This is a genomic window from Streptomyces sp. NPDC029159, assembly GCF_055564055.1.
Map to the genome: position 1 here is coordinate 28,307 of NZ_JBVHWT010000007.1, position 22,397 is coordinate 50,703.

General features: G+C 73.3%; 18 protein-coding genes and 1 tRNA gene. 4 read left to right on the forward strand and 15 right to left on the reverse strand.

The genetic code is table 11. From position 1 onward, the window contains the following. Positions 1-315: 315 nt before the first annotated feature. From cobT to ACZ4U4_RS15940, 6 genes are all read right to left on the reverse strand, one after another. The gene (gene cobT / locus ACZ4U4_RS15915; protein WP_467873951.1) at positions 316-4,542 is read right to left on the reverse strand and encodes a nicotinate-nucleotide--dimethylbenzimidazole phosphoribosyltransferase; all 4,227 of its coding nucleotides are present in this window, start codon (positions 4,540-4,542) and stop codon (positions 316-318) included. A 251-nt stretch (positions 4,543-4,793) separates the two neighbouring features. Further along, positions 4,794-6,020, reverse strand: a complete 1,227-nt coding sequence (gene cbiE, locus ACZ4U4_RS15920; protein ID WP_467873954.1) for a precorrin-6y C5,15-methyltransferase (decarboxylating) subunit CbiE — start codon at positions 6,018-6,020, stop codon at positions 4,794-4,796. 181 nt (positions 6,021-6,201) lie between these two features. Next, a complete protein-coding gene (locus tag ACZ4U4_RS15925; protein ID WP_467873957.1) occupies positions 6,202-6,834 on the reverse strand; it encodes a GNAT family N-acetyltransferase in 633 nt (210 codons plus the stop codon). A gap of 175 nt (positions 6,835-7,009) precedes the next feature. Further along, positions 7,010-7,864, reverse strand: coding sequence for a MetQ/NlpA family ABC transporter substrate-binding protein (locus ACZ4U4_RS15930; protein WP_467874587.1), 855 nt, complete (start codon positions 7,862-7,864; stop codon positions 7,010-7,012). 74 nt (positions 7,865-7,938) lie between these two features. After that, positions 7,939-8,688, reverse strand: a complete 750-nt coding sequence (locus ACZ4U4_RS15935; protein WP_467873959.1) for a methionine ABC transporter permease — start codon at positions 8,686-8,688, stop codon at positions 7,939-7,941. Continuing rightward, a complete protein-coding gene (locus ACZ4U4_RS15940) occupies positions 8,685-9,740 on the reverse strand; it encodes a methionine ABC transporter ATP-binding protein (protein ID WP_467873961.1) in 1,056 nt (351 codons plus the stop codon). Before ACZ4U4_RS15940 ends, ACZ4U4_RS15935 begins: the two co-directional genes overlap by 4 nt. Positions 9,741-10,416: 676 nt before the next feature. On the opposite strand from ACZ4U4_RS15940, the gene ACZ4U4_RS15945 reads away from it, so the two are divergent. Beyond that, positions 10,417-10,785 carry a hypothetical protein gene (locus tag ACZ4U4_RS15945; protein ID WP_467873964.1) on the forward strand — a complete coding sequence of 123 codons (369 nt, stop codon included), beginning with the start codon at positions 10,417-10,419 and terminating at the stop codon, positions 10,783-10,785. After that, positions 10,778-11,218, forward strand: a complete 441-nt coding sequence (locus ACZ4U4_RS15950; RefSeq protein ID WP_467873966.1) for a hypothetical protein — start codon at positions 10,778-10,780, stop codon at positions 11,216-11,218. The genes ACZ4U4_RS15945 and ACZ4U4_RS15950 overlap by 8 nt, the downstream gene beginning before the upstream one ends. A 56-nt stretch (positions 11,219-11,274) precedes the next feature. On the opposite strand, the gene ACZ4U4_RS15955 is transcribed toward ACZ4U4_RS15950, so the two are convergent. Then, a complete protein-coding gene (locus tag ACZ4U4_RS15955; protein ID WP_467873969.1) occupies positions 11,275-11,778 on the reverse strand; it encodes a GNAT family N-acetyltransferase in 504 nt (167 codons plus the stop codon). 286 nt (positions 11,779-12,064) lie between these two features. Then, positions 12,065-13,237: a glycerophosphodiester phosphodiesterase gene (locus ACZ4U4_RS15960; RefSeq protein ID WP_467873971.1), complete on the reverse strand. Its 1,173-nt coding sequence runs from the start codon at positions 13,235-13,237 to the stop codon at positions 12,065-12,067. 263 nt (positions 13,238-13,500) lie between these two features. On the opposite strand from ACZ4U4_RS15960, the gene ACZ4U4_RS15965 reads away from it, so the two are divergent. Continuing rightward, positions 13,501-14,169 carry a lysophospholipid acyltransferase family protein gene (locus tag ACZ4U4_RS15965; protein ID WP_467873973.1) on the forward strand — a complete coding sequence of 223 codons (669 nt, stop codon included), beginning with the start codon at positions 13,501-13,503 and terminating at the stop codon, positions 14,167-14,169. A gap of 60 nt (positions 14,170-14,229) precedes the next feature. Here ACZ4U4_RS15965 and ACZ4U4_RS15970 read toward each other — a convergent pair whose 3' ends face one another. From ACZ4U4_RS15970 to ACZ4U4_RS15990, 5 genes are all read right to left on the reverse strand, one after another. Beyond that, positions 14,230-16,191 carry a bifunctional metallophosphatase/5'-nucleotidase gene (locus tag ACZ4U4_RS15970; protein WP_467873976.1) on the reverse strand — a complete coding sequence of 654 codons (1,962 nt, stop codon included), beginning with the start codon at positions 16,189-16,191 and terminating at the stop codon, positions 14,230-14,232. A 464-nt stretch (positions 16,192-16,655) separates the two neighbouring features. Further along, positions 16,656-18,236 carry an MFS transporter gene (locus tag ACZ4U4_RS15975; RefSeq protein ID WP_467873978.1) on the reverse strand — a complete coding sequence of 527 codons (1,581 nt, stop codon included), beginning with the start codon at positions 18,234-18,236 and terminating at the stop codon, positions 16,656-16,658. Beyond that, a complete protein-coding gene (locus tag ACZ4U4_RS15980) occupies positions 18,233-18,784 on the reverse strand; it encodes a TetR/AcrR family transcriptional regulator (protein ID WP_467873981.1) in 552 nt (183 codons plus the stop codon). The genes ACZ4U4_RS15975 and ACZ4U4_RS15980 overlap by 4 nt, the downstream gene beginning before the upstream one ends. Before the next feature lie 136 nt (positions 18,785-18,920). Continuing rightward, positions 18,921-20,348, reverse strand: a complete 1,428-nt coding sequence (gene argH / locus ACZ4U4_RS15985; RefSeq protein ID WP_467873984.1) for an argininosuccinate lyase — start codon at positions 20,346-20,348, stop codon at positions 18,921-18,923. 264 nt (positions 20,349-20,612) lie between these two features. Continuing rightward, on the reverse strand, positions 20,613-21,005 hold the full coding sequence (locus tag ACZ4U4_RS15990; protein WP_467873986.1) for a DUF488 domain-containing protein: 393 nt from the start codon (positions 21,003-21,005) through the stop codon (positions 20,613-20,615). A 188-nt stretch (positions 21,006-21,193) separates the two neighbouring features. Here ACZ4U4_RS15990 and ACZ4U4_RS15995 point away from each other — a divergent pair. Next, a tRNA-Pro gene (locus ACZ4U4_RS15995) sits at positions 21,194-21,267 on the forward strand. 325 nt (positions 21,268-21,592) lie between these two features. Here the strand turns inward: ACZ4U4_RS15995 and ACZ4U4_RS16000 are convergent. Together ACZ4U4_RS16000 and ACZ4U4_RS16005 are read right to left on the reverse strand one after the other, a co-directional pair. Next, a complete protein-coding gene (locus tag ACZ4U4_RS16000; protein ID WP_467873989.1) occupies positions 21,593-21,940 on the reverse strand; it encodes a winged helix-turn-helix domain-containing protein in 348 nt (115 codons plus the stop codon). Then, a complete protein-coding gene (locus ACZ4U4_RS16005) occupies positions 21,922-22,341 on the reverse strand; it encodes a hypothetical protein (protein WP_467873992.1) in 420 nt (139 codons plus the stop codon). Before ACZ4U4_RS16005 ends, ACZ4U4_RS16000 begins: the two co-directional genes overlap by 19 nt. Positions 22,342-22,397: the final 56 nt, after the last annotated feature.

Here is a 22,397-nt window from a genome sequence, read left to right on the forward strand (position 1 = left end):
GGGGCGGCGGACGGCGGGCGGCGGGGCGTTATGGACAGGAAGGGTTCCTGAAAGCTCCGAGCCGGGGCCTACCGGTAGGAAGGCTCCCGGGCCGGGTCCTTACGGACAGGAAGGCTCCCTGAAGGAACAGGCGGACCCGGACCCGGCTCGTTCATAGAGGGAAGCTCCCTGAAAGCTCGCCCCAACGCCCTCACGAACAGGCAGCCTCCCTGAAAGCTCGGGCCCGGTGTCCCCTCGGCGAGCAGGACACCGGGCCCGTAGGCGGACGGCTCTGGGCGGCCCCGTGGACGGGCGGCCCCGGACGGACGCCTCGGCTCAGCTTTTCTCCGTCACGCCCGCGGTGTCGAAGGTGGCGACCTCGTGCATGGCGCGGGCGGCGCTCTGGACCAGCGGCAGGGCGAGCAGGGCGCCGGTGCCCTCGCCGAGTCGGAGGTCGAGGTCGACCAGGGGGCGGAGGCCGAGCTTGGTCAGGGCGGCGACATGGCCCGGTTCGGCGCTGCGGTGGCCGGCGATGCAGGCGGCCAGCGCCTCGGGGGCGATGGCGTGCGCGACGAGGGCCGCGGCGCCGACGCTGACGCCGTCCAGGATCACCGGCGTCCGCAGGGACGCGCCGCCGAGGATCAGGCCGACGAGGGCGGCGTGCTCCAGGCCGCCGACCGCGGCGAGGACGCCGATGGGGTCGGCCGGGTCGGGGCGGTGCAGGTCCAGGGCGCGGCGCACCACGTCGACCTTGCGGGCGTGCGTCTCGTCGTTGATGCCGGTGCCCCGGCCGGTGATCTCGGCGGGGTCGGCGCCGGTGTAGACGCTGATCAGGGCGGCCGACGCGGTGGTGTTGGCGATGCCCATCTCGCCGGTGAGCAGCGCCTTGTTGCCGGCCGCGACGAGGTCGCGGGCGGTCTCGATGCCGGCCTCGATCGCCTTGAGCACGTCCTCCTGGGACATGGCGGGCCCGGCGGTGAAGTCGTCGGTACCGGCGCGGACCTTGCGGGGCAGCAGCCCCGGTGCGGCGGGGAGTTCGGTGGCGACGCCGACGTCGACGACGCAGACCTCGGCGCCGACCTGGGTGGCGAAGGCGTTGCACACCGCGCCGCCGCCCAGGAAGTTGGCGACCATCTGGCCGGTGACCTCCTGGGGCCAGGGGGTCACGCCCTGGGCGTGCACCCCGTGGTCGGCGGCGAAGATCGCGACCGCGGCGGGCTCGGGGATCGGCGGCGGGCACTTGCGGGAGAGGCCGCACAGCTGCGCGGAGATGATCTCCAGCATGCCCAGCGCCCCGGCGGGCTTGGTCATCCGCTTCTGCCGCTCCCACGCGTCCCCGAGCGCCTTGGCGTCGAGCGGGCGGATGCCGTGCAGGGTCTCCCGGAGGAGGTCGTGCGGGTCCTCGCCGGGCAGGGCGCGGCGGCCGTAGGTCTCCTCGTGGACGACCCAGGACAGCGGACGGCGCTCCGCCCAGCCGGCCTGCATCAGCTCCGGCTCCTCGGGGAACTCGTCGACGTAGCCGATGCAGAGGTAGGCGACGACCTCCAGGTGCTCGGGGAGGCCGAGTTCGGTGACCATCTGGCGCTCGTCGAAGAAGCTGACCCAGCCGACGCCGAGGCCCTCGGCGCGGGCGGCGAGCCAGAGGTTCTCGACAGCGAGCGCGGAGGAGTACGGCGCCATCTGCGGCTGGGTGTGCCGGCCGAGGGTGTGGCGGCCGCCGCGGGTGGGGTCGGCGGTGACGACGATGTTCACCGGGGTGTCGAGGATGGCCTCGATCTTCAGCTCACGGAACTGCTTGGCGCGGCCCTTGGGCAGCGAGGCGGCGTACGCCTTGCGCTGCTCGGTGGCGAGCTGGTGCATCCGCTCGCGGGTCTCGCCGGAGCGGATCACGACGAAGTCCCACGGCTGCGAATGCCCGACGCTCGGCGCGGTGTGCGCCGCCTCCAGGACGCGCAGGAGCACGTCGTTGGGAATCGGGTCGGAGCGGAAGCCGTTGCGGATGTCGCGGCGTTCGCGCATGACGCGGTGGACGGCGGCGCGCTCGGACTCGTCGTAGCCGGGGGCCGCGGGGGCGGCCTCGGGCTGCGCGGCGGCGGGGGCCTCGGCGACGTCGGCGGCGGGCGCCTCGGTGGCGGGCTCGGGCTCTGCCTGGCCTTCGGCGGGGGCCCCGGCCGGTGCGGTCGCCTCCGGCACCTCGGTGACCTCGGTGGCCTCGGCGGGCTGCGGCTGCTCCGGTGCGGGGACCTGGGCAGGCGTCGCCTCGGGTTGGGCCTCGGCCTGCGGGGCTTCCTGGGGCGCTTCGGATGCGCCGGGCGCGGTGGCGTCCTGCGGGTGGGGGACGGCTGCGGGGGCGGCCGGGGGCACGGTCTGCGGCCACCCCGCGATGGGGGTGCCGGCGGCCGGGGTCGCGGTGACGGGCAGCGGGGCGGGCACCGGGCCGCCGGGAGCGACCGCGGGGACGGCGTCGGGCCCGGTGGGCTGCGCCTCCTCGGTGGTGTCCGGGCCGTTCGGCTGCGGGGCGGGGGCCGCGGCGACGCCGTCGGCCGGTGCCGACGGGGCCTGGGCGGCCGGTTCCTGGGCGGGCTGATCCTGAACGGTGTGCTCCGGTGCGGGGTGGTTCCGGGAAGTGTCCTCGGGCGCGGCGGCCTCAAGGTGCGGCTCGGCGTCGGGGACGTCGGACGGCTGCGGGTCGGCCGCCTCGGGAGCGGCCGGATCGGCCGCCGCCGTGTCCACGACGGGTGCGGGCTGCGCGGGGGCCGGGCCTTCAGGGGCCTGGGGCTGAGCCTCGGGTTCGGGGACGGTGGCCTCCGGCACCTGGGGCAGAGCCCCGGGAGCCTGGGCCTCGCCCTCGGGGGCCTGCGGCTGGACGTCGGTCACGGCCTCGGGGGCCTGGGCCTCGTCGGGGGCCTGCGCCTGGGTGTCGGTCACGGCCTCGGGGGGCTGCACCTCTGCCAGGGCCTCCGGCTCCGGGGCTGCCGCGAGCTGGGCGTCCGACGTGGCCTGCGCGGCCGCCTCGGCCTCGGCATCGGGCACCGGCTGCGCGGGCACCGCACCCTCGACGGCCTCGGCTCCCTCGACGGCTTCGGCGCCCTCGGCGACGGGGACCTGCCCGGCCTCGGGCTGCGGCTCGGGCTGTACGGCCTCGGCCGGTTCCGCCACGGGCTGCTCCGCGGTTGCCTCGGCAGTCGCCTCGGCGGGCTGGGCCGCGACGCCCTCGGGCGCGGCGTCGCCGGTATCGGCGGCATGGGCTTCGGCAGGCGCATCCGCGACCGCCTCGGGGGTCTCGTCCGAGCCCTCCACAGCGGTGGGCTGCCCGGTCGGCTGCTCCACGGCGGCCGGCGCGGCCCCGTCCGCGGCCTCGGTGTCCGGTACGGGAGCCTCGGCACCGTCCGGTGCGTCGGCCTGGGGAGCGGTGGCGTCGGCGGTCTCACCGTTCGCAGCGTCGGCGTCCGGGACGTCCGCGCCGGGCGCCTCGGCGACAACGGCCGCCTCGGCGGGCTGCGGCGCCGCGTCGGGAGCCGCCGCGTCCGCCTCCGGCTGCGCGCCGGCGGCCGGGTCGGAACCCTCGGCGGCCTGCGGAGCGTTCGCTGCGGCGGCCTCCGGAGCGGAGGCGTCCTGCGATGCGACGGCCTCGGCCGGAGCGGCGTCCTCCGGGCCGGGCACCTGCTGCGGGGCGGAACCCTCCGCAGCCGCGAGGGCGTCCGCGGTCCCGCCGGACGGCTCGGGGTGCGCCTCGGCCGGGACGGCGCCCGGGGCCTGCGCGGCCGGAGCGGTGTCCGGCGTCGGCACGCCCTGGGCGGGCAGCGGCACGGCACCGGGCCGAGCGGCCTGCTGCGGGTCGGCGACCGGCGCGGCGGCGGCCTGCGCGGACGCCTCGCCCCACGGCATCACCTGCGGCGGGATCTCACCGAGCTGGGGACCGGGCAGCGTCGCGGCCTCGGGCGCGGCGTTCGCCACCGGAGCGGCGGGCGCGGCCGGTTCCTGCGCCTGCGGACCGGCCTCCGCGACGGGCGGCTGCGCCCCGGGTCCGGCCCCGGGCACCTGCGCACCCGGCGCCGCGACAGGCCCCTGCGCACCGGTCTCCACGGCGGGAGCCTGCGGCGCGCCCTCGGTCTGCGGAACGTCCGTCGCCGGTACGTCCGCCGCCGGAACGTCCAGGTATTCGGGGCCGACCGTGGGCGGACCGGGCTGCCGGACCGGCATGGGCTGGGGCGGGGTCGCCGGGCCGCGGTCGGCGAGGGAGCGGACCACGCCGCCGGTGGCGTCCGGTACGGGCGGGCCCATGTGCAGCGGGCGCCGGGCGGGCGGGGGCTGCGGGGCGGCGGGTCGGGGCTTGCGGTCCGGCTGCTCGGTCCAGGCGCCCTGGGCTGCCGGCATCAGCAGCAGATCGTCGTCGTCGACCACGACGCCGGACGGTTCGGGGTGGCCGTACGCGTCCGCCTGCGCGGCACCCGGCTGTTCGGCAGCCGCGGGCCCGGCAGGGGAGGCGGTCGCCGGCTGCCCGGCCTGCCCGCCCGCGTGCTCCGGCTGTCCCTCGCCCGGGACCTGGCCGGTGTCGGTCATGCGTACCCCTCGCCCATCGATAGTGCTCCTTACCGCCGCTCGTGCGCGCGCGTGGCGGAGGGCGTGCCCTCCGCCCGGTGGGGCGGAACGAACGGCACGCCTCGCGGCACGTCCACCCTCCGAGTGTCGTGGCCAGATATCCGGATGTGCAGCCAAAACCGCGGCGTTTCCCGGATATTGACGTACGAAGCCGAACGCGGAACGGCGGCGCAACGATCCGCCAGCCTACCCCGCGCCGGTGACCTTCCTGGTCACGGGTGAGGAACGCGGTATCCGCTCAGCAGGAACACCACGGAGCGCTCCCGCTCGACCCAGGCCGAGGTGTCCAGATCGACCGATTGGAGCAGTGCGCACTCGACGTCGTAGCCGCCGTCGGCCAGGGCGCGGCCGAGCTCCTCGGCCTCGTCGCGGGTCGAGGCGTGGGTGACGATCCGCTCCGGGCGGCGGGCCGCGCAGGCGGTGACGACCGCCGCTCCCCCGCCGCCGATGCGGATCACGTCCGGCTCCGGCAGGTCCTCCAGGATCTGCGGGGCGCGGCCGTGGACGACCTGGAGCTGGACCCCGTGGCGGCGGGCGACGGCGGCGGTGCGGCCGCAGGCGTCCGGGTCGGCGTCGACGGCGATGACGGCGGCGCCGAAGCGGGCCGCCTCCACCGCGGCGGCGCCGCTGCCGGAGCCGATGTCCCAGACCAGATCGCCCAGACGGGGGCCGAGCCGGGCGAGTTGGGCGGTGCGCAGCTGCACCGCCTCGCCCTCGCCGAAGACGCCGCCGTACGCACCGGACGGCAGCCCCCAGCCGCGCGGCCCGACCGGATGGCCGACGTCGTGGCCGGCGATCCAGCCACTGGCGCGGTCCCCGGTGTCGTCGGTGCGCTGGGCGGCGCCGACGACGATGACGACGTTGGGGTCGCGCCAGTCGTGGTCGGCGACCCGGTCGGAGGTGAGGACGGTGACCCGCTCGCGGTCGGTGCCCAGGGCCTCGCAGATGACGAACGTACGGAGCACACCGCCGAGCAGCAGGGCGAGTTCGGCAGGACCGGCGCCCGGGGCGGTGAGGACGGCGACCTTGGGGTGGGCGCGGCAGACGTTGACGGCGCGGCGCAGGTCGCGGCCGTGGGCGACGACGATCTGGGCGTCGTCCCAGGGCATCCCGGCGCGGGCGAACGCGGCGGCGACGGCGGAGACGGCCGGGACGACCTCGACCTCCAGGCCGTACTGGGGGGCGCGCAGGGTGCGGACGACGCCGAAGAAGCCGGGGTCGCCGTCGGCGAGGACGACGGCGGTGCCGCGGTGTTGCGCTATGCGGCGGGCGGCGAGCGGGACGCTGCCCAGGCGGATGCGCTCGGCGGCGGGCGGTACCTCGGGGAGGGCGAGATGGTGCGCCGCGCCGGCCACCAGGGTCGCGGCGCCCAGCGCGGAGCGGGCGGCGGCGGTGAGCGGCGAGCCGTCCCATCCGATGACCGTGACCCGGTCGGCCATGCTTCGTCAGTCTCCTGTCGCGGGTGAGGGGCGGGAGCCGCGTCGCAGGTCGGTGCGGGGGCGGCACCGCGAGACTACTCCTGGCGGGGCCGGGGCGCGGACCGGGTACGGCGGGGCTGCGCCATCCGGCCGCGGTCCGCGCCGGCGATGGGGCACCCGGCAAACGGCCGCGGGTGCCCCGTCAGTTCCACTCCGGGTAGGCGAAACCGTTGGCGTCGACCCGGCGGCCGGGTACGTCGAGGTCCTCGGGGAGCAGGCTCCAGACGATGAGGTCGGTGCGGATGTCCGCCAGGCCGCCGTCCTCGGTGCGGGAGCGGGCGAGGAAGGCGTTGCGGAGCACGCCCTCACTGATGCAGCCGATCTTCTGGGCGACCTGCTGGGAGGCGGTGTTCCCGGCCGCGGTGCGCAGCTCCAGGCGCTCGAACTTCTGGTCGCCGAAGAGCCAGCGGGCGACGCCGAGGGTGGCCTCGCAGGCGTAGCCCTCGCCGCGGGCCCAGGGGGCGATGACGTAGGAGATCTCGGAGGAGCGGACCCGCCAGTTGGTGTTGCCGAGCTGGACGATGCCGACCAGGCGCTGGGTGAGGAACTCGGTGACGGCGAGGTCGATACCGCGGCCGGCGGTGCGTTCGCCGGGTGCGTACCGGGTGACCCAGGTGCGGGCGCGGTCCTCGGTGTAGGGCTGCGGTATGGCGGTCCAGGCGGCGACGAGTTCGTCGTTCATCATCTCGGCGAGGGCGGGGATGTCGTCCTCGTCCAACGGGCGCAGCACCAACCGGTCCGTGCTGATGGAGATATCCGGAAAGGTGGGGTTCATGCCGCTGCTCCAACGCTGTCGACCGTAGGGCTCCGGGGAGTTACGGGTCGTTTTCGATCACTTGTCGACCATCGTGAGTGCACCAGCATGCAGCATTCCGGCGGGGATACGCCAAGCACGGCGGCCCGTGCGCAGCGCGGGGCTGTGCACGGGCCGCCGGTGGTGCCGGGCGCGGTCAGCTCTTGGGCTTGCCGAAGGAGGGCAGCGCGGAGCCGTCGGTGTAGGTCTTCTCGATGTACTTCTTCACCGCATCGGTGTTGAGGAGCGTGGCGAGCTTCTTGACGCGCGGATCGTCCTCGTCACCCTTCTTGACGGCGAGGAAGTTGGCGTACGGGTTGCCCTTGACCGGCTCGATGGCGAGCGCGTCCTCGGACGGCTTGAGCTTGGCGGGGATGGCGTAGTTGCCGTTGATCGCCGCGGCGTCGTAGTCAGGGAGGGAGGAGGGCAGCGTCTCGGCCTTGGCCTCCTGGAACTTCAGGCCCTTGGTGTCCTTGATGTCGTTGAGGCCGGGGTTGTCGGCCTTGGCGTCCTTGAGGGTTATCAGGCCCTTGGACGCGAGCAGCTTGAGGGCGCGGCCCTGGTTGCTGGGGTCGTTGGGGACGCCGATGACGCTGCCGGAGCCCAGCTCGGAGAGCTTGGTGTGCTTCTTGGAGTAGAGGCCCATCGGCTCCAGGTGGACGTTGACCACCGGAACGAGGTGGCCGCCCTCCTTCTTGTTGTACTCGTCCAGGTATTCCTTGTGCTGGAAGTAGTTGGCGTCCAGCTCCCCGTTGTCGGTGGCGGGGTCGATGAGCGTGTAGTCCTCGAAGGTGCGGACGTTGAGCTTCAGCCCTTCCTTCGACGCCAGGTTCTTCTTGACGAAGTCGAGGATCTGGGCCTGGGGGACGGAGGTGGCGCCGACGGTGAGCGGCGCGTTCGCGTCGTTCTTCTTGGTGGTCTCGGGGTCGGAGGGGGCGCTGCAGGCGCCGAGACCGAGGGTGAGGGCGGCGGCGGCCGCGACCGCCCCGGTGAGCTTGATGACGTTGCGCACGAAGAGTGCCTTTCTCACGGGTCCCGCGGCATACGCGGGACGTCTACCGTCCGGCAAAGGGTCCGGACCGGGGTTCACAGAAGATGAGCGTTGTCCCGCTGGATCTGCTCGCTCGCCTTGCGCGGGCGGGGCAGGCGCAGCAGACCGCGGGGGGCGTCGGCGCGCGAGGAGCGGCGGGAGAGGGCGCGTACCGCGAGGTCGCCGATGAGCTGGACGGCGGTGACGATCACGATGATCAGGACCACCGTGACGATCATGAAGCGGGTGTCGAAGCGCTGCTGGCCGTAGGTGATGGCCACGCTGCCCAGACCGCCCGCGCCGAGGGCGCCGGCCATCGCGGAGTAGCTGATGACGGTGATGACGGTGTTGGTCAGACCGGCCACGAGCGAGGGCATCGCCTGCGGCAGCAGGACCTTGAAGACGATGGTCCAGGTGCCGCCGCCCATCGACTGGGCGGCCTCGACCAGCCCGCCGTCCACCTCGCGCACCGCGGTCTCCACCAGACGGGCGAAGAACGGGATGGCGCCGATGGCGAGCGGGACGACCGCGGCGCTGGGGCCGATGGAGGTGCCGATCACGAAGCGGGTGAACGGGATCAGCGCGATCATCAGGATGATGAAGGGCAGCGACCGCCCGATGTTCACCACGACGCTGATGACCTTGTTGACGGCCGCGTTGCGGAGCTGGCCGCCGCGCTCGGTGAGGACCAGCAGCACACCGAGCGGCAGTCCGCCGATGACCGCCCAGACGGTCGCCCACCACACCATGAAGAAGGTGTCGAGGCAGGCGTTGTACAGCAGCGGCTGCATCTCGTTCCAGCTCACTTGGCAGCGTCCTTCCGGAGCGTGGGGGCGGGCGCGGTGGCTCCGGCGGGTGCGTCGGCGACGTCGACCTGGAGACCTTGTTCGCGGAGGAAGCCGATGGGGACGACGTTCTCCTCGAAGGGGCCGGGCAGTTCGATCCGCATCCGGCCGACCTGATTGCCGCCGACGGTGTCCATCGCGGCGCCGAGGATCGAGATGTCGACGTTGTAGGTGCGCGACAGCTCGGAGATGACCGGGCGGGTGGCGGCGGAGCCGTGGAAGGTGACGTCCACGACGGTGCGGCCGTCGCCGGAGGGCTCGCCGCCCACGGGGAAGAGTTCGCGGGCCAGCTCGGAGCCGGGGGTGGCCAGGAGCCCCGCGACGGTGCCGGACTCGACGACCCGGCCGCCCTTCATCAGTGCGGCGGAGTCGCAGATGGTCTTGACGACGTCCATCTCGTGGGTGATGAGGACGATGGTCAGGCCGAGCTGCCGGTTGAGGTCGCGCAGCAGCTGGAGGATGGAGCGGGTGGTCTCCGGGTCCAGGGCGCTGGTGGCCTCGTCGGAGAGGAGCACCTTGGGGTCGCCGGCCAGGGCGCGGGCGATGCCGACGCGCTGCTTCTGGCCTCCGGAGAGCTGCGCCGGGTACGCCTTGGCCTTGTCGGCGAGGCCCACCAGGTCGAGGAGTTCGAGCGCCTTACGGGCGCGTTCGCGGCGGTCGACCTTGAGGATTTCCAGCGGCAGTTCGACGTTGTCCTGGACGGTGCGCGAGGACAGCAGGTTGAAGTGCTGGAAGACCATGCCGATGTGGCTGCGGGCGGCGCGCAGCGCGGCATTGGCGCGCTCCTTGCGTCCGGCCAGTGCGGTCAGGTCGGTCCCGGCGACGGTGACCGTGCCGGAGGTGGGGCGCTCCAGGAGGTTGAGGCAGCGGATCAGGGTGGACTTGCCGGCGCCGCTCTGGCCGAGGACGCCGTAGACCTCACCCTCGCGGACGTGCAGGTCGACGCCGTCCAGCGCGGTGACTTCGCGGTCTCCTGAGCGGTAGACCTTGGTCAGGCCCGTTGTGGTGATCACAGGGAATTCCGTCACTGTCGAGTGCCCGGCGGCTCGCCCGCCGGACACGGGGCATTCTTTCGCGGCATGGGAAACCGGGGACCTGAAAGACGCCGAAGAGCGGGCTTCGGGTTCCGGTGACGCGGGGTGGCCGGGTCCGTGGGGGCGGACGCTCTCGGCTCATGGCAGCAGGTCTCGCTTCGGGGCGCGAGGCTCAGGCGGGGGCCCTCAGCGGTCACACATTCGACACATGCAACGAGCACCGGGCGTCGTCATCGCCTCGGTCGCAGGGGTGCGGCTGCTCGTCGTGGTCATGGCGGCAAGTAAACCAGACAAGCGTCCAGGACGAGCCAGCGCGTCCGAATAGCGGACGGCAGATGTCGGAGCGTGGACGGTTCGTCGGCCGGGGGCGCCCGCCCCGGCCGCCGCTCCCCGTCCGCGCGGCCTGCGCGAACGCGCGCGTACGAGGCCGGGCGCCCGCCCGGTGTGCCCGGCCCGGGTCCGGGGCGTGTGGCCAACGCCACGGCGGGCGGGGCGGTCGGGCGGCGGGGCACGGCCCGGAGGAGTGTGCGGCCGGACCCGCCGCGCCGCTCCCCCGCCGGGCCGGGCCCGCGCGCGAGCGTCCGGTACGGGCCGATTAGCATCGCCTCATGCCCCACAACCCCACGGTGTGCCGCCGTGCCGCGCGGAGGTCCCGGTGATCGACGCCCTGACGATCGCGGTCGGCGCGACCGCCCTCGCCCTGGCCGCCTGGTGCGGCTTCGCCGCGTACCGCGACGAGCCGACGAAGGACTGGCACTTCATCGGCATGGCCGTCGTCTCCCTCCTCGGGATCGTGCAACTCGTCGTCGGCATCGTGCAGTTGGCGGGCGGACACACCCCCGACAAGGGCACCGCGCTCTTCCTCGCCTATCTGATCGGCGCGGCGGCGTGCGTACCGGGCACCGGCTTCATGTCGCTGTCGGAGCGCACCCGCTGGGGCTCGGCCACCGTCGCGGCGGGCGCCGTGGTGCTGGCGGTGCTGGAAGTCAGGCTTTTCGACATCTGGGGAGGCGGCAATGGCTGAGACCGCGAAGACCGACGTACCGGGGACCGCCGCCGCGGACGGCCGCCGCTCGCTGGGCTCCGGCCCCGGACGGCTGCTGGTCGCGCTCTACGGCATCTTCACCGTCGCCGCCGCGTCCCGCTCGCTCTACCAGCTGCTCGCGCAGTTCCATGTGGCGCCGCTGGCCTACACGCTCTCCGCGGTCTCCGCGGTGGTCTACGGCTTCATCACCTTCTCGCTGGTGCGCGGCGGCGAGGGCGCCCGCCGGGCGGCGCTGGTCTGCTGTGCGCTGGAGCTGCTGGGCGTCTTCGGTATCGGCACCTGGACGCTGCTCGACCCGGCCGCCTTCCCCGACGCCACGGTCTGGTCGGACTACGGCATGGGCTACCTCTTCATCCCGGTGATCCTGCCGGTCACCGGTCTGCTCTGGCTGCGGCGGGCGCGTACCGCCTGACGCCCGCGGGCCCGGCCGTGCCGCGGGGCCCTGAGGGTGGCCCCGCGGCGCGCGGCTCAGGCTCCGGTGGCGTACGCCTGTGCCGTCGCCGGCTTCTCCAGCGTGATGCGGCCCAGGCGGCGGCCGGTCTCCTCGGCGGGGACGGGGGCGTAGCCGTGGCTGCGGTAGAGGCGCAGCCCGCCGTCGCCGCGGCGGGCGGCGAGGAGGCGGTAGCGGGTGGCGGCGCGTTCGGCGCTCAGCCGGGCCTCGACGGCGGCCAGCAACCGGCCGCCCAGACCGTGCCGTTGCAGCCGGGGGTGGACGATGAGCTTGCCGATGCGGGCGGTGCCGTCGGCGTCGACAGTGCCGCGGGCCGAGCCGACGATCTCGTCTCCGAGGCGGGCGACCACCACGCAGCCGGTGGCGAGTTCCTCGCGGAGCCCGGCCAGGCTCTGGGTGAGCGGTTCGATGCCGTAGTCGTCGTAGAGCGCCGCTTCGGGCTGGTAGCAGAGGTACTGGAGTTTGAGGATCTGCTCGGCGTCCTGGTCGGTCGCCGCCGAGATGGTCACGCTCGTGCCCATGCGCGTTGTCCTCCCCTTTTCGGTTCGCGGTGTCCGGGCGCCATGAGGGTGGTGGCGGCTCCCGGAACGATGGCCCTGACCGGCGGCGTCCGGCAGACACCGCCGCTCCCGGCGTGGCCGCCGCCGGTGCTCTCCAGGGCTCCCCGCAAAGCACCGGCGGCAATCGCGCCGCGAGCATTCTGCGGGCCCGGCGCCGCCACCGGAACGGACCGGCGGCCCGCTGTGACATTCCCGACGCCGCCCGCCCCGGGGAACGGGGCGGGCGGCGGCCGGAACGGTCCGGGGATCAGGCCCTGCGGAACTCCTCGGCCACCAGCAGCGCAGTGTCCGGGTTGTCGGAGAACATCCCGTCGAGGCCGGTCGCCAGGCAGGCGCGGAAGTAACCGCGGGCGTCGCCGTAGGCGTTCGGGTCGGTGCCGCGGCGGTAGTCGGTCGGCAGGAAGGTGTTCTCGTTGCGGCCGGTGTAGGGGTGCAGCACCAGACCGGCGGCGTGCGCGTCCTTGACCAGCGGGGTGGCCGGGCCGGACGTGCCGTCGGCGTCCCGGGGGATGATCTGGTCCAGCGCCGGGCCGATGCCCTGGGCGAAGTCCGCGATCCAGCGCAGGCCCTCGGGCTCGATCAGGTCGGCCACCGTCCGCGGGTCGCCGGCCTCGACGAAGTCCCACGGCCGGGTGTCGGGGGCGTCGAGCAGGACGACCTTGGGGCACTCCAGGCCCAGCTTGCCCAGCCGCTGGATGCTGCTCGGCTCGAACGACTGGAGGAAGTTCGGCGAGGTGCGGCGGTGGCGCCCGTAGGCGCGCAGCGCCTTCGCCAGCCGCTCCTCCAGGCCCAGGCCCAGCTTGCGGAAGTAGGTGGGGTGCTTGGTCTCGATGTGGAGCCAGACCCGGCGGCCACGGCGACGCCCCTCACGGTCGGCCCAGCGCAGCACCTCGTCGAAGGTGGGGACCTCCCACACGCCGTCGTAGAGCGTGTTGTGCTGACGGGTCTGCGGGATGCGCTCCTTGGCGCGGAGGGTCTTCAGCTCGGCGAGCGTGAAGTCCTCGGTGAACCAGCCGGTGAGCTTCACCCCGTCGACGGTCTTGGTGGTCTTGCGGTCCGCGAACTCGGGGTGCGCGGAGACGTCGGTGGTCGCCGTGATGTCGTTCTCGTGACGGCAGACCAGGTGGCCGTCCTTGGTGGGGACGAGGTCCTGCTCGATGACGTCGGCGCCCATGTCCAGGGCGAGTTGGTAGGAGCCGAGGGTGTGCTCGGGGCGGTAGCCGCTGGCGCCGCGGTGGCCGACGATCAGCGGGACGGGCAGCTCGCCGCCCACGCCGCCGTGGTCCGGGCGGCCGCTCGCCGCCGTGCCGGTACGGTCCGCCGCCGCGGCCTGCCCGGCGGCGCCGAACACCACCGCACCCGCGCCGAGGGCCGCGGCCCCCAGTATCTTGCGCCGTCCCGGCTGCTGGCCCTGGTGCATCCCCGCTCCTTGCTCTCTGGATCGTCCGTTCAGCCGCTCCGGCCGTGGGTACGGGCCGGAGGGCCGGTCGATCGTATGCACGAACGAAGGAGTTCGGGGAGACGGCAGGGGGATTTGTGGAGAACATGACACCAACGGGGGTCAACTCCGTGCAGCGACCGGATGAACCCGGTGTGCGACCGGAGGTGACCCGCGAGTATCGTCCTGAGCCGCAGCGTTCCGTCATCACCACCACCGCCGACCCGTCACGCCCGGAGGGCCCGTTGTCCCGCATTGTGCTGAAGGCGATTCTCGGATTCGTCATGCGCGTCCTGTACCGCCCCACGGTCGAGGGCGTGGAGCGCATCCCGGAGACCGGCCCGGTGATCCTGGCCGGCAACCACGTCACGTTCATCGACTCGCTGTTCCTGAGCCTGGTCGTCAAGCGGCCGGTCTACTTCATCGGCAAGGACTCCTACGTCACCGGCAAGGGCGTCAAGGGCCGGCTGATGGCGTGGTTCTTCCGCAGCTCCGGGATGATCCCGGTGGACCGCGACGGCGGGCGCGGCGGCGTCGCGGCGCTGATGACCGGCCGCCGGATCCTGGAGCAGGGCCACGCGTTCGGCATCTACCCGGAGGGCACCCGCTCCCCCGACGGCCGTCTCTACCGCGGCCGTACCGGTATCGCCCGGCTGACGCTGATGACCGGTGCGCCCGTCGTCCCGTTCGCGATGATCGGTACGGACAAGGTGCAGCCCGGCGGCAAGGGCGTGCCGCGCATCGCCAAGGTGACGGTCCGCTTCGGTGAGCCGCTGGAGTTCTCCCGCTACGACGGCATGGACCGCGACCGCTACGTCCTGCGGGCCGTCACCGACGAGGTGATGAGCGACGTGATGGAGCTGTCCGGCCAGGAGTACGTGGACGTCTACGCCACCCAGGCGCGCGCCGCCTGACCTGCCGCCGCGCGACGGGCCGCATCCCCTCGGGGGTGCGGCCCGTCGTCGTGTCCGCGCTCAGCAGGGGACGCGGAAGCCGCCGGCGGCGCGGCGGCTCCTGGCGCGGGCGGTGGTCACGGCCGCCTCGGGGCGGGGGATGGCGGTGCCGTCGTACTGGAGCGGGCGGGGGCGTTCGGTGATGGTGCCGGTGCGGGCGTGGGGTGCGGTGGCGTTCTTCACCCGGACCCGGTCGGTGGCCGCCGGGGTGAGCTTCCCCGTCTGCCGGACGTACGCGACGAAGCTCTCGAAGTCGCGGGTGTGGCGCACCGGTTCGGTGAAGCCGAGGAAGGCGCTGAAGCCGTCCTGGTTGATGAGGGTGTACGAGGGGGCGGCGAGGCGGTAGGTGCGCTTCTCGTCGAGGGGTTCGCCGTCGATGAACACCTCGGCGGGGTCGACGCGCTTGCCCGCCGGACCGGTGGCGTCGAAGGTGTAGCGGACGTTGCCGGAGACGGCAAGCGGGGCGTAGCCGAGGCCGCCGCCCGGGACCGGCGCCCACTGTTCCTCCAGGGCGTCGTGGAGTTGGCGCCCGGTGACGGTGACGGTCATGATCGGGTCGCCGAAGCCGACGGCGTTCCAGGCGGCGCCGAAGGTGACGGTGCCGCCGCTGTCGGCGTCGTGCACCAGATCGGCGGCGATGACCGACTGGCCCTGGCGCGGCGCGACGACGATCAGGGCGAGGTCGGCGGGGGTGTTGGCGGGCCCGCCCGGGTCGGCCATCGGGTCGAGCGGCTGCCGCCCGGCCCACAGCGCCCAGTCGGCCACGAGGTTGCCCATGGTGCTCTCGCCGGTGTCCTTACGGGTGCGGGTGAAGGACGCGGTCTGGGTGGCGATCGGGGTGGTGGCGCGGCGGGTGCCGTATCCGGCCCAGTAGTCGGCGATCTCGCGGAGGTCGGGATCAGGGGTGATGTCGCGGGTGTTGGGGTGGTTGGTCGTGGTGGTCAGCTCGCGGACGACCTCGCCGGTGGCCGGGTCGAGGCGGAGGGTGATCTCGTTGATCAGCTGGCCGTAGCAGCCCGCCTCGACGAAGGGGCGGGGTCTGCCCGAGGGGTCCGGCAGCATCATGGAGAAGGCGCAGTGCCAGTGGCCGGTGACGATGGCGTCGATGTCGGACGAGACGCGCAGGGCGAGTTCGTAGGCGGGGCCCGAGGGGTTGGTGCCGCTGTTGAAGTCGGAGCCGGCGACGGCGCCGTCGTGCATGCTCAGGACGATGGCGCGGACGCCCTTGGCCTTGAGTTCGGCGGCACAGCGGTTGGCGGTCTCCAACTCGTCGAGGGTGCGCAGTCCGGGCTGGTAGGAGCCGGGGAACGATTCGGTGCCGACGGCGGTGAGGTGGATGAAGCCGATCGGCAGGGTGCGGCCGCCGCCCGCGTCGACGTGCACGATGTTGTACGGCGGCAGCACGGTTTTCCCGTCGGCGACATACGTCATGTTGGCGCTGTAGTAGGCGAAGTCGGCGCCCTTGAAGCGGGTGCCGGTGGAGTCCTTGAAGGCGTCGTCGCGGTCGACGACGGGGAAGGGCTTGCCGCCCGTCATGTGGGTGGTGAGGTACCGCACCGACTTGTCGAACTCGTGGTTGCCGGCGGACGCGAAGTCCAGGCCCATGGCGTTGAGCGCCTCGATGGTGGGCTCGTCGGCGAGGGCGGCGGCGTCGAACTCCCAGCCGGAGAAGAGGTCCCCGGGGGCGAAGAAGACGGAGTTGGTGTGTCCGGCGCGCAGCGCCTTGAGGTGCGCGGCCATGTAGGCGACGCCGCCGACGGTGTATCTGCGGCCGCCCGCACCGGTGATGACGGAGTTTCCGCCGGGTGCGCCCTGGAGGTAGCCGTGCAGGTCGGTGATGTTGAGGAGTTGCACATCGACGTACTCGGTGGCGGTGGCCGCGTCGCGGGCGTGGCCGGTGGCGTAGGTGGGGGTGCCGAGGGCGCCGGTGGTGGCCAGCGCCCCGGCAGCGGTGAGGAAGGAACGGCGTCCGATCTCGCGCACTGCGTCACTCTCCTGGGAGGTCCCGGGCGGAAGGGAACGGACGGAGAGTCAAGCGTGCGGGGCGGGCGCGCCGATCTCCGCGACGCGACGCGGACGTGAACGGGCGGCGGACATCGGCCCGACGGCCACCGGTACGCCCGGCGCGCCGTGGCGATCATGGTTGCCACCCGGCCCACGCCCCGGCGCCGACACGCCCCCGCCCCGCCCCGCGTCCCCCATCCGCACCCAAACCGGACGGCCGGGTAAGTACGGGCGCGGGCGCGCGGCGGCAGTGACTCGGGTAGCCGTCAGCAAGCCTTCCTGATGGCTACCCGGGCGGAGGCCGGATCAGGCGGTTCAGGAAGCCTTCCTGAAAGATGGCCACGCCGAGGGACGAGCGGGCACGTTCAGGAAGCCTTCCTGACAGTTGCCCGGCCGTGAGACGGACCGTACGAGCAGCGAGTCCCGGAGGCGGCTCCCGCCCCCTAGGCCACGGCTCCCCGCTGTTCGTCGGTGGGCCGTTCCTCCGGGCCGTCGCCGAGTTCCTGGCCGCGCAGCAGGAACCAGGCGACGACCGCGGCGGTGAGCAGCAGCGCGGCGCCGATGCCCGCCGCGACGTCCAGGCCCTCGACGAAGGCGTTCTGTGCGGAGTGCAGCAGCGCCTCGGACTGTTCCGGCGGCAGCGTCCGCGCCGTGTCCACCGCGCCGCCCAGCGACTCATGGGCCGCGGCGGAGGCGTCGCCCGGTACGCCCGCCGGGTCGGGGAAGCCGCGGTAGATGCCGGTGACGATGGAGCCGAGCAGGGCGATGCCGAGCGCGGCGCCCAGTTCGTAGGCCGTCTCGGAGACCGCGGAGGCGGCGCCCGCCTCCTCCTTGGGGACGCTGGAGAGGATGACGTCGGCGGTGACGGTGAAGGCGAACCCGGCGCCGATGCCGACGACGAAGAGGATCACGGTCAGCGCGAGGGTGCTGGTGTCGGCGTGCAGCGCGACGCACCCGGCGAGCGCGAGACCGACGACGGCGAGACCGCCGGCCACCACGACCCGCACGGAGAGCCGCCGGGCGACGTACCCCGCGGCCAGGCCCGCGCCCACCGCGCCGACCGCCGCGGGCAGTTCCACCAGTCCGGCGTTGAGCGGCGGCCGCAACTGCACCATCTGGAGGAACTGCGAGAGGAAGAAGACCAGTCCGGACAGGCCGAGGATGGTCAGCAGATCGGCGAGGACCGCGCCGGAGAAGCCCCGGTGGTGGAAGAGCTTCATGTTCAGCAGCGGTGAGTCGAGCGCGTACTGGCGGCGGACGAAGACCACCAGCGCGGCGATGCCGACGACCGCGGCCACCGCGATGTCCCAGCGGAAGCCGTGCACCGCCGCCTCCTTGATCGCGTAGACCACGGCGACGATGCCGACGAGGGAGAGGGCGACGCTGGGCAGGTCCCACGGGCCCGGCTCGGGGTTGCGCGACTCGGGGATGACCCGGGCGCCGACGAGCACGAGCAGCGCCATCACCGGAAGGTTGATCAGGAAGACCGAGCCCCACCAGAAGTGGCCCAGCAGGAAGCCGCCGAGGACCGGTCCGACGGCGGTGCCCGCGGAGGCCATCGCGCCCCAGATGCCGACCGCGAGGCTGCGCTCGCGGGGGTCGTGGAAAAGATTGCGGATCAGGGCGAGGGTGGACGGCATCAGCGTCGCCCCGGCCACGCCGAGCAGCGCCCGCGCCGCGATCATCATCTCCGGGCTGGTCGCGTACGCGCACAGCGCCGACATCGCGCCGAACACCACGGAGCCGATGAGCAGCAGCTTCTTGCGGCCGATGCGGTCGCCGAGGCTGCCCATCGAGACCAGCAGACCGGCGATGACGAACGAGTAGATGTCGCCGATCCACAGCAGTTGGGTGCCGGACGGCTGAAGGTCCTCGCTGAGGTACGGGGTGGCCAGGCCGAGGACCGTGGCGTCGACGCCGACCAGCAGCACCGCGAGCACGAGGACGGCGAGCGCCAGCCAGCGTCCCGGGCGGGGGTGGTCCTCGTGGGCGGAGCCGGCGCGGGCCGGTGCGCTCCCGTTCATTTCTCCATGCTCCGTCGCGCTCCGCCGAGCAGCAGCTCGGCGATCGAATGGGTGAGGTCGTTACGGGCCACCCGGCCGTCGTGGACGGCCCAGGCGCCGGCGCCGATCAGGCCGTAGAGCGCCTCGGTCAGCCAGGCCGCGCCGAGGTCGATACGGAAGTCGCCCTCCTCCTGGCCGCGGCGGAAGAGCGCGTGGATGCGGGCGTCGAGGCGGGTCCAGCCCTCGTTGATCTCCTCGCCCTCGAAGAGCTGGTTCTCGGTGAAGAGGAAGGCGAGGACGCCGGCGACCGGTTCGGCCTCGGCGACGAGCCGCCGGAGCGCGTCCGGGGCGGAGTCCTCGTCGAGCCGGGCGGCGTCCATGGCACGGGTGAGCTGTTCGATGCCCAGCTGTTCCAGCGCGCGGATGAGGGCGTCGCGCCCGGCGAAGTGCCGGTGCAGGGTGGCCCGGCCGATCCCGGCGGCGCGGGCGATCTCGTCCATGGAGGACGTGGGCCGCCGGGCGAGCAGCGCCGCGGCGGCGGTGAGTACATGGGAACGGTCCACAGCCATGAGACACACCATAACTGAATGAGACACCTCCGTCTCATTCAGCTGTTCATCGTCTCGTACGACCTACGGAGGGCGGATACGGCGTCGGCGGCCCCTCCGCACGGGAGGGACCGCCGACGGTGCGTCGGGGGTCGGGTCAGCGCTTGGCCGCGGCCCACCGCTGCTGGACGACGAGGTCCGACTTGACCTCGGCGAGCTGGACGGCGACGGCGGACGGGGCGGTGCCGCCGCGGCCGTTGCGGGAGGCGAGCGCGCCGGGGACGTTGAGGACGGTGCGGACCTCGGGGGTCAGCTCGGCGGAGATCTTCGCGAACTGCTCGTCCGTCAGCTCGTCCAGCTCCTTGCCCTCGGCCTCGGCGACCTTCACGCACTCACCGGCGACCTCGTGCGCCACCCGGAACGGCACACCCTGCTTGACCAGCCACTCGGCGATGTCGGTGGCGAGCGAGAAGCCCGCCGGGGCCAGCTCCGCCATCCGCTCGCGGTTGACGGTGAGCGTCGCCATCATGCCGGTGAACGCCGGGAGCAGCACCTCCAGCTGGTCGCAGGAGTCGAAGACCGGCTCCTTGTCCTCCTGGAGGTCACGGTTGTACGCGAGCGGCAGCGCCTTGAGCGTGGCCAGCAGGCCGGTGAGGTTGCCGATCAGCCGGCCGGACTTGCCGCGCGCCAGCTCCGCGATGTCCGGGTTCTTCTTCTGCGGCATGATCGACGAGCCGGTGGAGAAGGCGTCGTGGAGGGTGACGAAGGAGAACTCCTTCGTGTTCCACAGGATGATCTCCTCGGCGATCCGGGAGAGGTTGACGCCGATCATCGCGGTGATGAACGCGAACTCCGCCACGAAGTCCCGCGCGGCGGTGCCGTCGATGGAGTTCCCGGCGCTGCCGCGCTCGAAGCCGAGGTCGGCGGCGACCGCCTCCGGGTCGAGCCCGAGCGAGGAGCCCGCCAGCGCGCCCGAGCCGTACGGCGAGACGGCGGTGCGCTCGTCCCACTGCCGCAGCCGCTCGGCGTCCCGCGACAGCGACTGGACGTGAGCCAGCACATGGTGGGCGAAGAGCACCGGCTGGGCGTGCTGGAGGTGGGTGCGGCCCGGCATGGCGACGTCCGGGTGTGCCTCGGCGAGGCCGACCAGCGCCTCCTGGAGGTCGGCGATCAGCCCGCCGATGATCCGGGCGTGGTCGCGCAGGTACATCCGGAAGAGCGTGGCGACCTGGTCGTTACGGGAGCGTCCGGCGCGCAGCTTGCCGCCGAGGTCCGGGCCGAGCCGCTCCAGGAGCCCGCGCTCCAGGGCGGTGTGGACGTCCTCGTCGGCGACGGTGCCGGTGAACGAGCCGTCGGCGACGTCCGCCTCCAGCTGGTCGAGACCGGCGATCATGCGCTCCAGCTCGTCGGCGGTGAGCAGCCCCGCCTTGTGCAGCACCCGGGCGTGGGCGCGCGAACCGGCGATGTCGTAGGGGGCCAGCCGCCAGTCGAAGTGGACGGACGCGGAAAGCTGGGCCAGCGCCTCGGCGGGACCGTCGGCGAACCGTCCGCCCCAGAGCCGGACGTCACCGCTGTTGCTGCTCACTGCTGCTCCTCGGAGGTGGTGAGGTACACCGCCGCCCGCGCGGGGCGGAACGGCGGCCGTCGTACGAAGGTCGATCAGGTAACGAGCCGGGCCGGGCGAAGTCGCGTCCGGCCGCATCCGCGACGGGCCGCCACAGCGGCGGGCACGAGGCGCGCGGCCCCGGAGCCCCTCTGCGATCCCTGCGCGATAGGCATAAGTATGCAGTGGGCTGCATGCTTCGTCAACGCGGGAAGGGGCGGACACCCGCCGCGGGTCCGGGGCGCGTCAGCCGGCGGTGCGCAGCTCCTCCAGCAGGATCTGCACATGCCCGTGCGGCAGGTCCTTCGTGGCGGTCAGCAGCGTCATGGGGCCGTCGTCGGCGAGTTCCCGCAGGTGGTGCAGGGCCTCGCCCGCGTCCGCGTCCCGCGCCAGCTCCTCGCGGTAGCGGTCGGCGAACTCCGCGAACCGCTCGGGGGCGTGCCCGTACCAGCGGCGCAGGTCCGTCGAGGGCGCGACCGCCTTGCACCACTCGGTCAGCTCGGCGTCCTCCTTGGAGAGCCCTCGCGGCCAGAGCCGGTCGACCAGGACCCGGGTGCCGTCGGACGGCTCCGGAGCCTCGTACACCCGGCGGATCCGCAGGCCGTCGGCGGACGCCTTTCCGGAAGATTTTGTGGCCATACCTCATCGAAACACGCCGCGCGCCGGTCCGCCGGTGTAGCCGCCCGGCCCTGGTCGGGGCGGTCCGCACCCGCCGCCGGGACCGGGCCGGGGACCGCTTCGGGACCCCGCTTTTGGTCTCCGGGCACCGGACAGGGTATTTTTCTTCTGCACGCCCCGACCGGAGCTCTTCCGGTCGGTCCATGCACCGGGACGTGGCGCAGCTTGGTAGCGCACTTGACTGGGGGTCAAGGGGTCGCAGGTTCAAATCCTGTCGTCCCGACTCTGCTTTTAGCAGGTCGGAGGCCGTTCTCTCATCACGGGAGGGCGGCCTTTCGTGTGCCTCGGAAACACCGCGGTCAGCCGGTCGGTGGCCTTCCTCCCCCACCGGGAGGAGCCGTTGTCAACGATCCAGAAGACGCGTCTGGCGCTGGCGCAGAATCGCCCGGGCGACCGCCTCGCGGGCCGGTTCCGGCCATGACCAGCGCAATAGCGTTACCGGCCTCGACGGACAACTGGCGGGCCAGGGCTCGCTCGACGAGTCGGCCCGGCTTGGTGCCCGACCTCGCTGGGTCGAAGATGTACGGGATGGATGCTGCTACGCGGCCTCAGTCCGCTCCTTCCGTGATGGCCCTCAGGGCGGCCAGGTGGCGCTCATAGGCCGCGCGCCCCTCGGTGGTCAGTGCGAGCCAGGTGCGGGGGCGACGGCCGACGCGCCCCTTCTCCACGGTCAGCCAGACCTCTTTCTCCAGTGCCGCGATCTGCTTGGAGAGGGCCGAGTCGGTGACCTCCACCAGGTCGCGTACGAACCCGAACTCGGCCTTGCCGACCGACGCCAGGGCCGCGACCACCGACAGCCGCACGGGCGAGTTGAGCAGGGGGGCCAGGCCGTGCCGGGGATGGCTGCCCTCGCCGAGATCGGCCACGTCCCGCCCCGTCACGACGACCGCCGCCATTCGAGCCAGGCCCCTACGGCGGGCGGCAATGCGCACACCACCGCGGCCACCACGGCAAAGGCCGCGCCGGCCGTGAAGACCGAGTACCCCAGAACCAACGCCGCCACATAAACGAGGGCCCAGATGCCGATGATCATGCCGTGCCGGATGCCGAATCCGCGTCGCACAACGGGCTGCCGGTTGGCGTACACGCTGAGCCCCACCACCAACAGCACGGTGGCGGGCGTGTATACGGCCACGCGGACGGGGCCGCGCCCCAGGATGGCCAACGGGACGAGCACCAGCTGCGCCAGGGCAAAGATGCAGAGGTAGCGCGCGTACCAGCCGCTCTGCCTCCGGGTCGCCTGCTCGACCCCGACCGCCCGCTCCAATGCCTCGCCGGCGGCGCCGATTCCGTTCATGTCTCCCCCTCGCTTGCCCTCACTCCCCGATGCGGGAAGCCACAGATTTCCAGGGT

Coding starts and splice junctions, on each gene's coding strand:
- cobT (WP_467873951.1), bottom strand. CDS start 4,542: ATGACCGACACCGGCCAGGTCCCGGGCGAGGGACAGCCGGAGCACGCG.
- cbiE (WP_467873954.1), bottom strand. CDS start 6,020: ATGGCCGACCGGGTCACGGTCATCGGATGGGACGGCTCGCCGCTCACC.
- ACZ4U4_RS15925 (WP_467873957.1), bottom strand. CDS start 6,834: ATGAACCCCACCTTTCCGGATATCTCCATCAGCACGGACCGGTTGGTG.
- ACZ4U4_RS15950 (WP_467873966.1), top strand. CDS start 10,778: ATGGCTGAGACCGCGAAGACCGACGTACCGGGGACCGCCGCCGCGGAC.
- ACZ4U4_RS15955 (WP_467873969.1), bottom strand. CDS start 11,778: ATGGGCACGAGCGTGACCATCTCGGCGGCGACCGACCAGGACGCCGAG.
- ACZ4U4_RS15960 (WP_467873971.1), bottom strand. CDS start 13,237: ATGCACCAGGGCCAGCAGCCGGGACGGCGCAAGATACTGGGGGCCGCG.
- ACZ4U4_RS15975 (WP_467873978.1), bottom strand. CDS start 18,236: ATGAACGGGAGCGCACCGGCCCGCGCCGGCTCCGCCCACGAGGACCAC.
- ACZ4U4_RS15980 (WP_467873981.1), bottom strand. CDS start 18,784: ATGGCTGTGGACCGTTCCCATGTACTCACCGCCGCCGCGGCGCTGCTC.
- ACZ4U4_RS15990 (WP_467873986.1), bottom strand. CDS start 21,005: ATGGCCACAAAATCTTCCGGAAAGGCGTCCGCCGACGGCCTGCGGATC.
- ACZ4U4_RS16000 (WP_467873989.1), bottom strand. CDS start 21,940: ATGGCGGCGGTCGTCGTGACGGGGCGGGACGTGGCCGATCTCGGCGAG.
- ACZ4U4_RS16005 (WP_467873992.1), bottom strand. CDS start 22,341: ATGAACGGAATCGGCGCCGCCGGCGAGGCATTGGAGCGGGCGGTCGGG.